General features: G+C 68.0%; 15 protein-coding genes. 7 read left to right on the forward strand and 8 right to left on the reverse strand.

The window, feature by feature from the left end:
* Positions 1–5: 5 nt before the first annotated feature.
* Positions 6–695: a c-type cytochrome gene (locus HHL27_RS06685; RefSeq protein ID WP_206069411.1), complete on the reverse strand. Its 690-nt coding sequence runs from the start codon at positions 693–695 to the stop codon at positions 6–8.
* 137 nt (positions 696–832) lie between these two features.
* Here HHL27_RS06685 and HHL27_RS06690 point away from each other — a divergent pair, with 137 nt between their 5' ends.
* Together HHL27_RS06690 and HHL27_RS06695 are read left to right on the forward strand one after the other, a co-directional pair.
* The gene (locus HHL27_RS06690) at positions 833–1,696 is read left to right on the forward strand and encodes a hypothetical protein (RefSeq protein ID WP_169492590.1); all 864 of its coding nucleotides are present in this window, start codon (positions 833–835) and stop codon (positions 1,694–1,696) included.
* Complete coding sequence (locus tag HHL27_RS06695) at positions 1,693–2,109, forward strand: DUF6152 family protein (RefSeq protein ID WP_169492591.1); 417 nt, start codon at positions 1,693–1,695, stop codon at positions 2,107–2,109. The genes HHL27_RS06690 and HHL27_RS06695 overlap by 4 nt, the downstream gene beginning before the upstream one ends.
* Positions 2,110–2,181: 72 nt before the next feature.
* Here the strand turns inward: HHL27_RS06695 and HHL27_RS06700 are convergent, their stop codons facing one another.
* The 4 genes from HHL27_RS06700 to HHL27_RS06715 all read right to left on the reverse strand — a co-directional run bounded on the left by HHL27_RS06700 (position 2,182) and on the right by HHL27_RS06715 (position 4,512).
* Positions 2,182–2,658: a DUF6644 family protein gene (locus HHL27_RS06700; protein WP_169492592.1), complete on the reverse strand. Its 477-nt coding sequence runs from the start codon at positions 2,656–2,658 to the stop codon at positions 2,182–2,184.
* 83 nt (positions 2,659–2,741) lie between these two features.
* On the reverse strand, positions 2,742–3,230 hold the full coding sequence (locus HHL27_RS06705; RefSeq protein WP_169492593.1) for a hypothetical protein: 489 nt from the start codon (positions 3,228–3,230) through the stop codon (positions 2,742–2,744).
* A gap of 143 nt (positions 3,231–3,373) precedes the next feature.
* Positions 3,374–3,904, reverse strand: a complete 531-nt coding sequence (locus HHL27_RS06710; RefSeq protein WP_169492594.1) for an AAA family ATPase — start codon at positions 3,902–3,904, stop codon at positions 3,374–3,376.
* A complete protein-coding gene (locus HHL27_RS06715) occupies positions 3,901–4,512 on the reverse strand; it encodes a class I SAM-dependent methyltransferase (protein ID WP_169492595.1) in 612 nt (203 codons plus the stop codon). The genes HHL27_RS06710 and HHL27_RS06715 overlap by 4 nt, the downstream gene beginning before the upstream one ends.
* A 308-nt stretch (positions 4,513–4,820) precedes the next feature.
* Here HHL27_RS06715 and HHL27_RS06720 point away from each other — a divergent pair, with 308 nt between their 5' ends.
* On the forward strand, positions 4,821–6,182 hold the full coding sequence (locus tag HHL27_RS06720) for an FAD/NAD(P)-binding protein (protein ID WP_169492596.1): 1,362 nt from the start codon (positions 4,821–4,823) through the stop codon (positions 6,180–6,182).
* Positions 6,183–6,295: 113 nt separating this feature from the next.
* Here the strand turns inward: HHL27_RS06720 and HHL27_RS06725 are convergent, their stop codons facing one another.
* A complete protein-coding gene (locus tag HHL27_RS06725) occupies positions 6,296–6,880 on the reverse strand; it encodes a nitroreductase family protein (protein ID WP_169492597.1) in 585 nt (194 codons plus the stop codon).
* 167 nt (positions 6,881–7,047) lie between these two features.
* Here HHL27_RS06725 and HHL27_RS06730 point away from each other — a divergent pair, with 167 nt between their 5' ends.
* Genes HHL27_RS06730 through HHL27_RS06740 form a run of 3 tightly spaced genes read left to right on the forward strand, consistent with a single transcriptional unit; the run spans position 7,048 to position 10,244 of the window.
* The gene (locus HHL27_RS06730) at positions 7,048–8,049 is read left to right on the forward strand and encodes an ABC transporter substrate-binding protein (protein ID WP_169492598.1); all 1,002 of its coding nucleotides are present in this window, start codon (positions 7,048–7,050) and stop codon (positions 8,047–8,049) included.
* A gap of 3 nt (positions 8,050–8,052) precedes the next feature.
* On the forward strand, positions 8,053–9,297 hold the full coding sequence (locus HHL27_RS06735) for an acyl-CoA dehydrogenase family protein (RefSeq protein WP_169492599.1): 1,245 nt from the start codon (positions 8,053–8,055) through the stop codon (positions 9,295–9,297).
* Complete coding sequence (locus tag HHL27_RS06740) at positions 9,294–10,244, forward strand: D-isomer specific 2-hydroxyacid dehydrogenase family protein (protein WP_169492600.1); 951 nt, start codon at positions 9,294–9,296, stop codon at positions 10,242–10,244. The genes HHL27_RS06735 and HHL27_RS06740 overlap by 4 nt, the downstream gene beginning before the upstream one ends.
* A 20-nt stretch (positions 10,245–10,264) precedes the next feature.
* Here the strand turns inward: HHL27_RS06740 and HHL27_RS06745 are convergent, their stop codons facing one another.
* Positions 10,265–10,936: a peroxiredoxin-like family protein gene (locus tag HHL27_RS06745; protein ID WP_169492601.1), complete on the reverse strand. Its 672-nt coding sequence runs from the start codon at positions 10,934–10,936 to the stop codon at positions 10,265–10,267.
* Positions 10,937–11,048: 112 nt separating this feature from the next.
* Positions 11,049–11,894 (reverse strand): LysR substrate-binding domain-containing protein, encoded by an 846-nt coding sequence (locus tag HHL27_RS06750; RefSeq protein ID WP_169492602.1) that lies wholly within the window; start codon positions 11,892–11,894, stop codon positions 11,049–11,051.
* A 297-nt stretch (positions 11,895–12,191) separates the two neighbouring features.
* Between HHL27_RS06750 and HHL27_RS06755 the strand changes: the two genes are divergently transcribed.
* Complete coding sequence (locus tag HHL27_RS06755) at positions 12,192–12,962, forward strand: ABC transporter permease (RefSeq protein WP_169492603.1); 771 nt, start codon at positions 12,192–12,194, stop codon at positions 12,960–12,962.
* Positions 12,963–12,984 lie beyond the last annotated feature (22 nt).

The following is a 12,984-nucleotide window of genomic DNA, read 5'->3' on the forward strand; positions in this document are numbered from 1 at the left end:
TGAATTCAGATATATTTATGAGACTTCGAGAGAGTCAAAACATATACGGAAATATCGTGGATCTGTTGTGGGGATAGCTTGCGGCCGAATGCCGGTGATACGCCGGCGCGCCCTTCGCGGACAGTGGCGGCGATGGCGGCGCGGTCCGATCCGTAAAGGTAGGTGCGCGGGCGGGTGAGGTCTGCCGAGCCGGTCGCCGGGTCGCCCCAGCCTTGCACCGTGTGGCAATCGTAGCAGCCGCCTTCGTCCTCGAACGTTTCCTTGCCCAACGCGATCTGGCCTTCGTCGTGCGGCTGCCCGCCAAGCTTGAGGACGTATTCGGTAACGGCGGCCACTTCATCGGGTTCGAGGCTGTGGCCGACGCCGAGCGCGGGCATCGCGGCAAGGTTGCGCGTCTGCGGATCGTCGGCGCGGATGCCGTGACGGATGATCGTGGCGATGTCCGAAGGCCGGATCAGGAACGTGTCGACATCCTCTCCGCCGAACAGCCAGCGATCGTCGGTCAGGTCCGGCACGTGGTGCCCCGCCGCGCCCTTGCCATCGATGCCGTGGCAACTGGCGCAGTTGGCGGCGAACAGCGCTTGCCCCGCCTTGATCGCGCGTGCGTCTGCGTGGGGCACGGCAGGAGCGGCGAGCGCTGCGGCACCGAGGCTGGCGATGGCGGCGGCAAGGGCGATGTGGCGGCGCTTGGTCATGCGCGCGACACCGCCCGATGCGGCGGCCGGGGTCCAACCAGTAAAGCTCAACGTCAGTCGAGAAATTCTGGATTTTCCGCGATTGGGCGGCTCGCCAGAAGCAAGCGCGACAACACAGGGCATCCCCGGGAAACGGCATGACGTTCGATCGAGTGGCAATTGGGGTTCTGGCAGCGCTTCTGGCCGTGCCTGCGCTGGGCCAGACCGCGCCGGGTGCCGAGGCGCCTGTAATCAATCGCGCGCCGACGCGGGCGGACTGGACAGCCATTGCCGACCTGCCCGACCTGTCGGGGGTGTGGACCCCGGGGCCGCTAGACAGGTATGGGCCGGGCGGGGCCGAAGCGCCGCAATGGCTGCCCGCGATCGCCACGCAGGTCGACCGGCTGAAGCAGCTCGACGCCGAGGGGCGGCCGCAGAACATCTACACCAACTGCCTGCCCGAAGGCTTGCCCAGCAGCGTCACGCAGACGCTCAATTCGGTGGAATTTCTGGTTACGCCGGGGCGGGTGACCGTGCTCGGCGAATTCGATGGCAACCGCCTGCGCCGGATCTGGACCGACGGGCGGCCACATCCGGCCGATCCCGATCCCACCTTCAGCGGCCATTCGATCGGCCATTGGGAGGGCGGGGCGCTGGTGGTCGACACGGTCGGCTTCCTGCCCGAGGTGTTCATCCCGCTGAGCCAGGGCGTGGGCTTTCCCAACAACGGCGACATGCACGTTGAGGAGCGGCTGGCGCTGACCGGACCGGATACGCTGCGCGTCGACATCGTGGTGCACGCGCCCAAGGTGCTGGCCGCGCCGTGGCACGCATCGCGCACCTTCACCCGTCACCGCGAACGCAGCGTCGACCTTGCCGAGGCTTCGTGCCGGCAGGGTGATTTCTTCGAAGACACCGATGCGCAGGGGAATGCGGTGTTCAGCCCCATCCCCAAGGACGCTGGCGGCGCCCCCGTGCCGCCCGACCAGCCGACCGCGCCTGCAACAGGACACCACCGATGAAGCCTTCGCCGTTCCTCCGCGCCGGATTTGCTCTGATGCTGCTGACCTCGCTCGCCGTTCCGGCCGACGCGCATCACAGCTTCTCGATGTTCGATCCGTCCAAGCCGATGAAGTTCGAGGCGACGGTGCGCAACCTGCAATGGACATCGCCGCACGCGATCCTGTGGGTCGATGCGCCACAGGTCGGCGCCTATGCGCCGGGGCTGTGGTCGCTCGAACTGCCGACGAGTCCGGCGAACCTGGCGCGGATGGGCTGGTCGCGGACGTCGGTGAAGGCCGGCGACAAGGTGATCGTGGAGATCAATCCGATCCGCGACGGACGCCGTTCGGGCCAGTTCAAGCGGGCGACCGTGGTCGGCAGCGGCAAGGTGCTGTCGATCGGCGCGATCCCGGGCGCGCAGCCGCCCAAGTGACGCAGCGCCGGCCGGCGGCCATGGCGCGCCGGCCGCGGATGCCGTGCGAATGCGTGCGGGCGTCCGCCGGCGTCAGATGGTGAAGCCGATCCAGCGCCCGAAGCTCACGATCGTAAGCCACAGCACCAGCGAGACGCCGCCCGAAATGCGCGGCGCAAGAGCCTGCGCGGACGTGGCGCGCGGCAGCACGAAGCGGTGGAAGACGAGGACGTTGATCCCTGCGAGCAGCAGCAGCACCAGCTTGGCCTTGAAGAAGAAGTTCTCGAAATAGCCGAAGGGATTGGCGAAGATCATCGTGATCCCGGTGACGGCGGCGAGGGCGAAGGCGCCCCAGGTGATCGGCAGCAGTTCGTGCAGCAGTGCCGGGATCGTCGCGTCCTTGCGCCACAGGCCGAGCAGCCGAAGATCGACCACCGCGATCGAGCCGAAGACGAGCGTCAGCGCCAGGACGTGCACCGCCTCGATCGTGCCGAACAGCCAGGTGCTGTCGGTAAGTTCGATGGCGAGGCGGGTATCGGACAGCGTGGTGGCAAGGTCCTGCAGGCTCATGGCAAGTCGGCTTTCAGATGTGGCAGATGGCAGGTTGGGCAGGTGGCAGGTTCTGCGGATGCAGGCCGGTTGCGGCGCAGTCGTCAGGCTGGCGCACCGGGCCAGCCATCGGCGTAGGCGATCCAGCGGCCCGCGAAGACGACGCCGACCCACAGCAGCACCGAGCCGGCTGCGAGCACGCGATGCCAGCCAAGCCTTGCACGCAGGGCGGCCGCGCCATGCGCGCGGGTGAGCGCAAGGGCGGCGATGATGAGCGCGATCTTGACCCAGAACACCGTGCGGAACAGCGCGCGGCCGGGCTCGCTGGCGATCAGCAGCGCGCCCGACACGGCCAGGATGCCCACCGCGATATAGGCGACCGGCAGCCACTGGCGCAGCGTGAGCGAGATGTCCGGGGCACCAGCGCGGGTGCGCACGGCGTTGCGGTTGATCTGGGCAACGGAGATGACCACCGCGGCAATCGCGATGATGTGGACGACCTGTATGGCGGGCACGATCCAGCCGCGCGAGGTGACCAGCGCCGCGACCGGCGTCGCGGCTAGCCACGTGGCAAAGTCGGCAAGAATTTCCATGCGCAGGGCCCCCGTCCTTGTCCCCCCCGGGCGGGAGGCACCGGCTGCGTCTCTAGGGCGAGCGCGGCGGGCTCCGCCAATTCGAAGAGATCATCGGCAGATTGATTGTAGTCATAGGCCGGCGCAACGCGGGCCGTACCTGTTCAGCTGAAGCAGGCCAGGATCTGGTCCGCGCGCGCCGCGACAGGCGCTCGGTCAAGCATGACGAGCGTGTACCCGAGCGAGGTATAGGCGGCGACCAGTCGGTCAAATTCGGCCGTCGCTGCGGCAAAGTCATGGCGGCGTTCGGCATCGGTTTGCCAGATTTCCGGCCAGGGCGGGGCCATGAACACGCGCCGGTGATAACGGTGGGCCTGCCCCAGCGACGATATGGCGTGCGTTCCCGTGGCGAAGTCCAGCGCGGCGAGCGCGTCCACGAGGCCGCGATCGAAGAAAACCGGAGCGGGCAGCGCCGTTGCCGTTGCGCGGTCTTCCAAGGCCAGGGCCTTCGCCTTGCGCGCAAAGGCGGCAAGGTCGATCCAGGGCAGCGCCTTGCCATCGCCGGCCAGCTCGGCGGAAACGATGCGGCGCCCGGGTTCCGACACGACCGACTTGCCGCGACGCGCCAGCTCATCGAGTAGGGTAGACTTGCCGGCCCCCGAACAGCCCGAGATAACGACGAAGCTTTCGCTCATGCCTTGCGCGCGGTGACGAACAACCAGCGCGATGGCTCCGCGAAATAGCCTTCGCCGTCGCGTTCCTCGAATTCGACCAGATCCCACGGTCCGGCGCCGGCGTAGAAGCGGTCCGCATCGGTGCGCGAGAGACGGTTGTAGTAACGATCGTGGCGGTCCCAGCCGGGGCGGCCTTCGGTCTTGTAGCTGGCGAAATGCCAGCCGCCCGACCGCAAGGCACGGTGGATGCGGGCAAGGACCGAGGGCAGCGCGGCGTGCGGCACGTGCAGCAGCGAGGCGCAGGCGATCACGGCGTCGTAGTCTGCTTCTGCCTCCAGCTCGTCGAACCGCAGCACGCGCGCCGGCCGCGACAGGCGCCTGCTTGCCAGTGCGGCCATGGCGGCGCTGCCGTCGGTCGCATCGACGCTGTGCCCCTGCCGTTCCAGCTCCGCCGCATCGTATCCCGCGCCGCAGCCAAGCTCGAGAACGCGGCTCGAAGGCGCCAGCCGGGGCAGGAAGGCTTCAAGTTCGCGCGAGACCTGATCCGGGCGGGCGGTGGCGTAGTCGACCGCCCGGGTGTTGTAGAACGCCAGCGTGCGCGGATCGTAGGGGGAGACTTCGGCGGGCATTGCGGCGTTTCCTGTCTCTACGACCCCGGCGGACGAGGGCGTCCTCGTGTCCATCCATAGCATGATCGGCCTGGTCTCGTGTCTTCCCTTTCAAAGCCGGCGCGGGGCACAGGTGCGGGCATGACGATGCTGACGATGAAGGTACGGCGGGAACGCGGTGCCAGCGAGCGAGCTTTGCTGAAGGTCTTATTGATTGTCGCCCGGTGCGCGGGTGATTGCCCGTCCTCATAGCGGGTATGAGTTTGATCAAATCGACACGGGCAACCTGCTGAATAGACTGGGCTCAAGTCATCATTTTCGGGGTTTCAATGTCCATATCAGCTGCCTCGAGCCCTGACCGGGCCTTGCCGGTCATCATCATCGGGGCAGGATTTTCGGGGACCTTGCTGGCAATCAACCTGGTCCGGCTCGGCCAGCCGGTTATCCTGGTCGAACGCAATTCGGCCCACCTGGCCAAGGGCTTGGCGTTCGGCACGGCGCGGCCCGAGCACCTGCTCAACGTGCGGGCGCGCAACATGAGCGCGTTTCCCGGCGATCCGCAGCACTTCCTGCGCTGGATGGGGTTCACGCCGCCCGACCAGATCCACCGCTTCCTGCCCCGCCTTGCCTATGGCCATTACCTCCGCTCGCTGCTGATCGATGCCATGGCCAAATCGGGGCAGCTGCTGCGCGTGCAGCAAGGCGAGGCGGCGGACATCATCGGCCAGCGGGACGAACAGGTGGTCTTGCTGGACAATGGCGAGCGCCTGCACGGACGCGCGGTGGTGCTGGCGCAGGGCAACCTGACCCCGCGCATTCCCGAGGCGCTGGTAGGGCTTGCTCCCGGGCTGGTGTTCGCCAACCCGTGGGACCCTGCGGCGTTGGAGGGACTCGATCCTGATGCGGCGGTGCTGCTGCTGGGGTCGGGCCTCACCGCGGTGGACGTCGCGCTGTCGCTCGATCGGCAGGGGCACAAGGGCCCGATCCACGTGCTGTCGCGCCGGGGCCTGCGACCGCGCAGCCATGACGAGGCGATTGTGCCGGTGCGGCAGGTGGCGTGCCCGCAGCAATCGGGCTCCGCGCTTGTCGCCAGCGTGCGCCGGCGGGCCGGCGAGGTCGGCTGGCGCAACGCTGTCGACGAGCTGCGCCCGCATACCCGCGCGATCTGGCGCAGCCACAGCGTTGCCGAACAGGCACGGCTGATCCGGCATCTGCGGCCGTGGTGGGACGTGCACCGGCATCGGTTGGCACCGGCGGTCGATGCGCGGATCACGTCGATGGAGATCAGTGGCCGGCTGCAGTTCCTCGCGGGCCGGCTGCTTGGCGCAACGCCGGCAGACCGCGGCTTCGAGGCCGGGTGGAAGCCACGGGGGCGGGATGCGACGCGGCAGCTTCATGTCGATCGCGCGATCATCTGCACCGGGCCGGAAGGCGACATCGCGCAGTCGTCCGAAGGGCTGCTGCGGCGTCTGGTGGAACGCGGCATGGCGCGGTCGGACCCGCATCGCCTCGGACTGGATGTCGATCCCGTATTCCGCATCCGCGATGCCGCGGGCGTTGCGCACAAGACGATCTTCGCGGTGGGGCCGGTCAGCCGCGGCGCCGACTGGGAGACGGTCGCCGTGCCGGATATCCGCAACCAGGTGCACGATCTTGCCCGCTATCTCGCCACCGCCGTCTTCGGCGAATGACGGGGCGGACGGATGCGCGCCCGACCGACTGACCTGATACGAAGAATGGCGGCTGGTGCTGGACCAGCCGCCATCCGGGGATTGCAGTCGATAGGAGGCTGAGCCGGACGGTGTCAGCCCGGCAGCTTGCCGGCGAACGCGAATTCGTCGATCGCGCGGCGGGGGCTCGGCGCTTCGCGCGCCTGAAGCGCCTCGGGCAGGGCCGAGGCGGGGCCGCGACGGCCGATCGCGATGGCGGCTTCCACCTTGAAACGCTCACCGGCGCCCAGCGCGGCGGGCGCGCGTTCGTGATCGAAGCCGGCCATGGCATGCGTGGCAAGGCCGAGCTCGTGCGCCTGCAGCGCCAGGAAGGCCCACGCCGCGCCGGCATCGAAGCTGGCCGTCGTGGCGGGCTTGGCTTCGGTGGTGCCGGGGGCGACGATCTCGCGGTCCGACAGCAGGAAGACGAGCGCACTGGCGTTCTGGGCCCAGCCGGCGTTGAACGGCAGCAGCAGGTCGACCAGCGTGGCCCAGTTCGCATCGCCGCGGCGGGCCCAGACGAAGCGCCAGGGCTGCCAGTTGAAGGCCGAGGGCGCCCAGCGCGCGCCGTCGAACAGGGTGAGCAGATCCTGCTCGGAAATCTCGCTCGAATCGAACGAGCGCGGCGACCATCGGTCGAGGAACTGGGGCAGGACAGGCAAGTCGGTCGTACGGGTCATAGAGGCTCCTGGGAGAGGAAAGCGGGCCTTGGCTAAGCGGCATGATCGCGGTCCGCCAATCAAGGATCGCTCATTCGACCATCGAGCGATACTTGATTGTTGCGGGATTAGTCTACCGATAAACTTGAGTTTGATTTTTGCTCCTGTCTGCAAAGCATTTTTCGGTCATGACCCTGCCCAGATCTCCTTCCGCGCTGACCCGCCGCTCCGTCCTGGCCGGCTCCGGCGCGATCGTCGGCGCGGCGCTGCTGGCCGGTTGCGCGCGCGAATCCGCCAAGGCGAGCGCGCTGCGCATCGCCATCACCGGCAAGGGCGAAAGCGACAACCGCCTGCTGTTCAAGGCGGCGGGCATCACACCCGACATTCCGCTGGCCTGGTCGGAGTTCGAATCCGGCCACCTGGTGGTTGAGGCGTTCAATTCGGGCGCGGTCGACTTCGGCGGCATGAGCGAGATCCCGCCGGTGTTCGCCGCCGCCTCTTCGGTGCAGAGCTTCCGCCAGATCGGGGTGTACCACGGGGACGTCAACAACCAGGCGGTGCTGGTGCCCAAGGGTTCGACGATCGCCTCGCTGCGCGATCTCAAGGGCAAGCGCGTCGGCTATGTCCGCGCGACGACGACGCAGTATTTCCTCATCCGCATGCTCGAATCCGTGGGGCTGACCTGGGCGGACATCACGCCAATCGCCATGACGGTGGCCGACGGCGCGGCCGCCTTCGGTCAGGGCGGGCTGGATGCGTGGGCGATCTATGGCTTTCCCATCCAGCGCGCCATGGCGCACGACGGTGCGCGCATCCTGTCGACCGCGCTGGGCTTCCTTTCGGGCAACTACATCATCGCCGCGCACAAGGATGCGATCGAGGATCCGGTGCGGCACGACTGGATCGCGCGCTACCTGGCGCTGGTCCGCAAGGGCTATGCCTGGGCGGCGGCGAACCAGGACCCCTGGGCCGAAGTGGTTGCCGCCAGCATCGGCGTTCCGGTTGAGCAGGTGCGCGACCAGTTCCGCCGCAAGAGCGCCTCGTTCGAGCTGCGCCCGGTCGATGACAAGGCCATAGCCTCGCAGCAGCAGGTTGCCGATGTCTTTTCGAGCGCCGGGCTCATCCCGCGCAAGGTCGACGTGCGCCCGCTGTGGGACGCGCGCTTCAATCCCGTTCTCAAGGAAACCTGATCCATGGCCACCCAGCCGGTTGCGGCGAAAGCCGTCCATCCCGATCTATCCGACGAGGCGCTGGCCCGGTTGAGCGCGGGACTGGCCGCGCTTGCCGAAGACTACGACCGCCATCCCCGCTTCCCGCGCGAGGCGTTCGACATCCTGGCAAGCCGCGGGCTGATCGGATTGACCGTGGACGAAGCCCTGGGCGGCGGCGGCGCGGGCTTTGTCGATGCGCTGCGGGTGCTGGGCGCGGTGGCCAAGGGCGAGCCATCGACCGCGCTGATCCTGTTCATGACCTATGCCTTTCACGCCGCGCCCGACAAGAACGCGCGCTGGAACCGCAGGCTGTACGAGCGGCTGGCGCACGAAGCGGCGGCGGGCAGGGGGCTGATCGGCACCTTCCGCGTCGAGCCCGAGCTTGGCACTCCGGTGCGCGGCGGCCTGCCCAAAACGACGGCCCGCCGCACCGACACCGGCTGGGCGATCACCGGCGAGAAGATCTATTCGACCGGATCGACCGGGCTCGACTGGTTTGCGGTCTGGGCGAAGACCGACGAGCAGCCGCCGCGCCTCGGCACGTTCCTGGTCCGGCCGGACAGCGAGCGCATCGCGATCGAGCCCGAATGGGACCACCTCGGCATGCGTGCGACGGTCAGCCACCGGGTGGTGTTCGACGATACGCCCACGCCAGCCGAGTTCGCCGTGGACTTGCGCGCGCCCGAGGAATGGGCGCCGCGTCCGGGCGACGACAACCGCGCCGGGCTGTGGAACGCGCTCGCCATCGCGACGATCTATGACGGCGTCGCCCGTGCCGCGCGCGACTGGCTGGCGGGGTATCTCAACGATCGCGTGCCGAGCAATCTGGGCGCCTCGCTCGCCACGCTGCCGCGCGTGCAGGAAAAGTTCGGCGAGATCGAAGCGCTGCTGCTGTCCAATCGCGTGCTGATCGAACAGGCGGCAAGGCGGGCCGATGCGGGTGACGTACCGCCGGCGACCGATGCGAACCTGATCAAGCATATCGCCAACGCCAATGCGATCCGCGCGGTGGAGATCGGGCTCGAACTGACCGGCAATCCGGGCATCAGCCGGCGCAACTCGCTCGAACGCCATTACCGCGACGTGCTGTGCAGCCGGATCCATTCGCCGCAGGCCGACACGGTGCTGGTGGCCGCGGGCAAGGCCGGGCTGGCGCGGGGGGCCGGGCTGGCGCGGGGGGCCGGGCTGGCGCGGGGGGCCGGGCTGGCGCAGGGGGCAGGTCGATGAGCCTTGTCGTTGCAAGCCAGCTCGAACCCGCGATCAACGAGGAACTCGCGCGCCATCCATCGCGCCCGAAGATCATCGCCGTGCCCGAGGATGAACCCTGGCGCGCCGCGCGCGAGGCCGACGTGCTGGTGGTGCGGCCAACGCCGGTGTGGCGCGAGGCGCGCGGCGAGGAGCAGCCGGATCTGTGGCCGGGCCGGCTGCGCTGGGTGTGCAGTGCTTCGGTCGGGATCGACTTCTATCCGCCCTGGCTGCTCGATGCGCCGATCGTTTCCTGCGCGCGCGGCACCGCGTCCGAGGAAATTGCCGACTACGTGATCGCGGCAATCTATCGCCAGGCCAAGGACCTCGCCGAAGCGGCGGTCACCTCACCCACGCAGTGGCGCTATCGCGCGCTCGGACAGGTCAATGGCAGCACGGTCGGCATCGTCGGATTCGGCGCGATCGGCCGCGCGGTGGCGCGTCGCGCCACGGCGCTGGGCGCGCGCGTTCTGGCCGTGCGGCGCAGCCGCGAGGCCGCGCTGGGCGTGATCGGGGTGGAACTGCGCGACCATGTGGCCGACGTGGTGCGCGATGCGGACCATATCGTCGTCGCGGTGCCGGCTACGCCCGAAACGCGCCACCTGTTCGACGATGCGCTGTTTGCGCGGGCCAAACCCGGGGCGCATCTCATCAATGTGGCGCGCGGGTCGGTGGTCGATCAGGAGGCGCTGGTGCGGGCGCTCGATTCAGGTCGGCTGGCCTTTGCCACGCTCGATGTGACCGAGCCTGAACCGTTGCCCGAAGGCCATGTGCTCTACACCCATGCGAATGTGCGGCTGACACCCCACATCTCGTCGAACTACACGCTGGCCCGGGGCAAGCTGGTGGCGAAGATCATGGGCGATCTCACCCGCTTTGCCGCTGGACAGAAGCCGAGCGACATCGTGCTGCCCGAGCGGGGATACTGATCCCCGCCCGGTATCGCGGATCAGGCGGCCTGTGAGGTCTCCACGCCGACTTCGGGCAGATGCGCCAGCACGGCATCGGCTTCGCTGCGCGCCAGCCAGTCGGGGCTGGCATCGATGAAGCGGATGGTGTGGTCGCTTTCGATGATGACCACGGCAGGCTCGGTGATCTCGTAGCTGTCGGTCCCCAGCGTTGCGCCGATCCACGGCTGGCCGGGCTGCACCGCCGGCTGGTCTTCGGGCAGGAAGGTCAGCTTGAGCTGGCGGCCAAGCGCGTAGCCGGGATCGCCATAGGTCGGGAAGGTCAGGCCGTGGCGTTCGGTCGGGCCCTTGTCCACCGGGATCTGCGCGCTGACGGCGAGCAGCGGGATGCCGGCATCGGCGAGCGCGGGGGCGATCGTCTCGTTGTAATAGGGCAGCGCGATGTTGCAGGCCGGGCACCCGCCGAAGCGGAAGAACACGAGCACCGCCGGGCCGTTCGCCAGCAGCGCGGTGCTCTCGATCGTGCCGCCGTCGGCATCGACCAGCGTGAAGGGGGCGAGCCTGTCCCCGGCTTTCGGGCGGCTGGCCGGATCGAAGCGCTCCACGAGGATGCGGCGCTGCGCGGCATTCTTTTCGAGCTGTTCCTTCGACCAGGTCCGCTCGCGCTCTGCCTGGAGTTCGGCAAAACGCGCCGCGAGAGACTTCGTGCTCATCCGTGTGATCCTTTCGCTTGATCCGGACGGATGGAGCTAGGACGGCGGCGCACGCCGGAAAAACGAGAACGAGCCCGTTCTCCTTGAGTGTTGCTGATATGCTCGGCGGCGCTCAGGCCGCCTGGCCAAGGCTTTCGACGGTTTCGCGGGTCAGATCGGCCAGCCGTTGCGTGGCGGCGTCGAGTGCGTTGGCGGTTTGCAGGATGCACGAAACCGAGGGCAGTTCGGGCAACCCCGCATCCTCGATCGGAGCATCGCGCAGGAACAGGTGGGTGCGGCAGGTAATGCCGAGCCCGGCCTGCACGGCGGCGCGCAGCGTGGTCAGGTTGGGCGTTTCCACGGTGATGCGGAAGCGCCGGCCCGAATCCTCCAGCGCACGGATCGCCGCCTCGCGGAAGCGGCAGGGCTGTTCGAGGACGGCGAGCGGGATCGTATCGCGAGCAGCGAGCACGGGGTCGCCGTACCAGGCCATCGGCGCGTGGGTCACCGCGGCCGGATCGTTGGGCGCCGCAAAGCCCAGCGCGATGTCGAGCTGGCGCCGCTCGAGCAGGCCGACCAGTTCGGCCGTGCCGGCGATGCGGGAATAGATCTGCGCATCGGGGTGCAGTTCGGCGAACTGGGCCAGCAGGCCCGACAGCAGCATTTCGGCAAAGTCCTGCACCATGCCGATCCGCGCGGGGCCGCTGAACTGCCCGGCGGCGACCGCGGCCACGGCTTCATCGTGCAGAGTCAGCACCTTGCGCGCGTAATCGAGCATCAGCTCGCCCGCCGGGGTGAGAGTCAGGCGCCGCCCGTCGCGGTGGAACAGCGTCTGCTGCAGCAGCTCCTCCAGCCGCTTGATCTGAAGGCTGAGCGCCGACTGGGTGACGAAGACCTTCTCCGATGCATTGAGCATGGAGCCAGTGTCGACGATCGCAACGAACGAGCGCAGGAGATTGGTCGGCAGATTGACCGGCATGGCTAAGGGCCTTCGGGAACTGGAGAGGGGGGAGGGATTGCGGTGGTCCGCCGATCCATGCAGCGCCTTCGTGGGGTGACGCTGATTATCAATCAAAATAGTAGAGTTTAATGCACGCAATGGCAAGAGCCGATTTGGCGCTGGCCGCGATTGCCGCACGCTTTGGCGGCGAAAATGCGCAATTTTGCCGGTTCCATGAGGATTGCTGATACGTCCCGCTCAATACTCAATTGCCTTGGTAGAGTTTAAGCGGGATTTTCCGGGACCCGTCATCCCGGCAAGAGTCTCGACCGTCCCATGTCCGTCCTTCAAAAGCTCGCGCAGAGTCGCTGGTTCAGTCCGCTCGCCCTCCTGGCCGTGTGGGAAGCGGGCTCGCGCCTCGGGCTCATTCCCGAACGCACGCTGGCGGCACCGTCGGCCGTTGCGGAAACCCTGCTGGGCATGCTGACCTCGGGCGAACTGCCCAGCAATCTTGCCGTGTCGTTCGGCCGGGTGCTGTCGGGGCTCGCCATCGGCGTGACGCTGGGCATCGTGCTTGCGCTCGTTGCCGGCCTGTCGCGCAAGGGCGAAGCGGCGATCGATCCGCTGATGCAGATCAAGCGCACGATCCCCACGCTCGCGCTGACGCCGCTGTTCATCGTCTGGTTCGGCATCGGCGAAACGCCCAAGATCGCGCTGATCGCGTTCGCCTCGATGTTCCCGGTCTATCTCAACCTCTACAGCGGCATCCGCGGGGTGGACCTGCGCCTGCTGGAAGGCGCGCGCAGCTTCGGCCTGACGCGGGCGGAGCAGGTGTGGCACGTGATCCTGCCGGGCTCGCTGCCGTCGCTGCTGGTGGGCCTGCGCTATTCGCTGTCGATCTCGATCCTGGTGCTCGTCGTTGCCGAACAGATCAACGCCTCGGCCGGCCTTGGCTACCTGATCAACAATGCGCGCGACTTCATGCGCACCGACATCATCGTGGTCTGCCTGATGGTCTACGCCGTGCTCGGCCTCGCTGCGGACTGGATCGTCCGCACGATCGAGAACCGCGCGCTCGTCTGGCGGCCCAGCCTCGTCAAAGCCTGATTTCCCCCCGATTTCCCCCACG

Source organism: Novosphingobium olei (genome assembly GCF_012927405.1).
In the GTDB taxonomy this organism is placed as follows: domain Bacteria; phylum Pseudomonadota; class Alphaproteobacteria; order Sphingomonadales; family Sphingomonadaceae; genus Novosphingobium; species Novosphingobium olei.

Bases quoted from the DNA above. Each gene is read 5' to 3' on its own strand.
- HHL27_RS06685 (WP_206069411.1), bottom strand. From the start codon at position 695: ATGACCAAGCGCCGCCACATCGCCCTTGCCGCCGCCATCGCCAGCCTC.
- HHL27_RS06690 (WP_169492590.1), top strand. From the start codon at position 833: ATGACGTTCGATCGAGTGGCAATTGGGGTTCTGGCAGCGCTTCTGGCC.
- HHL27_RS06695 (WP_169492591.1), top strand. From the start codon at position 1,693: ATGAAGCCTTCGCCGTTCCTCCGCGCCGGATTTGCTCTGATGCTGCTG.
- HHL27_RS06700 (WP_169492592.1), bottom strand. From the start codon at position 2,658: ATGAGCCTGCAGGACCTTGCCACCACGCTGTCCGATACCCGCCTCGCC.
- HHL27_RS06705 (WP_169492593.1), bottom strand. From the start codon at position 3,230: ATGGAAATTCTTGCCGACTTTGCCACGTGGCTAGCCGCGACGCCGGTC.
- HHL27_RS06710 (WP_169492594.1), bottom strand. From the start codon at position 3,904: ATGAGCGAAAGCTTCGTCGTTATCTCGGGCTGTTCGGGGGCCGGCAAG.
- HHL27_RS06715 (WP_169492595.1), bottom strand. From the start codon at position 4,512: ATGCCCGCCGAAGTCTCCCCCTACGATCCGCGCACGCTGGCGTTCTAC.
- HHL27_RS06720 (WP_169492596.1), top strand. From the start codon at position 4,821: ATGTCCATATCAGCTGCCTCGAGCCCTGACCGGGCCTTGCCGGTCATC.
- HHL27_RS06725 (WP_169492597.1), bottom strand. From the start codon at position 6,880: ATGACCCGTACGACCGACTTGCCTGTCCTGCCCCAGTTCCTCGACCGA.
- HHL27_RS06730 (WP_169492598.1), top strand. From the start codon at position 7,048: ATGACCCTGCCCAGATCTCCTTCCGCGCTGACCCGCCGCTCCGTCCTG.
- HHL27_RS06735 (WP_169492599.1), top strand. From the start codon at position 8,053: ATGGCCACCCAGCCGGTTGCGGCGAAAGCCGTCCATCCCGATCTATCC.
- HHL27_RS06740 (WP_169492600.1), top strand. From the start codon at position 9,294: ATGAGCCTTGTCGTTGCAAGCCAGCTCGAACCCGCGATCAACGAGGAA.
- HHL27_RS06745 (WP_169492601.1), bottom strand. From the start codon at position 10,936: ATGAGCACGAAGTCTCTCGCGGCGCGTTTTGCCGAACTCCAGGCAGAG.
- HHL27_RS06750 (WP_169492602.1), bottom strand. From the start codon at position 11,894: ATGCCGGTCAATCTGCCGACCAATCTCCTGCGCTCGTTCGTTGCGATC.
- HHL27_RS06755 (WP_169492603.1), top strand. From the start codon at position 12,192: ATGTCCGTCCTTCAAAAGCTCGCGCAGAGTCGCTGGTTCAGTCCGCTC.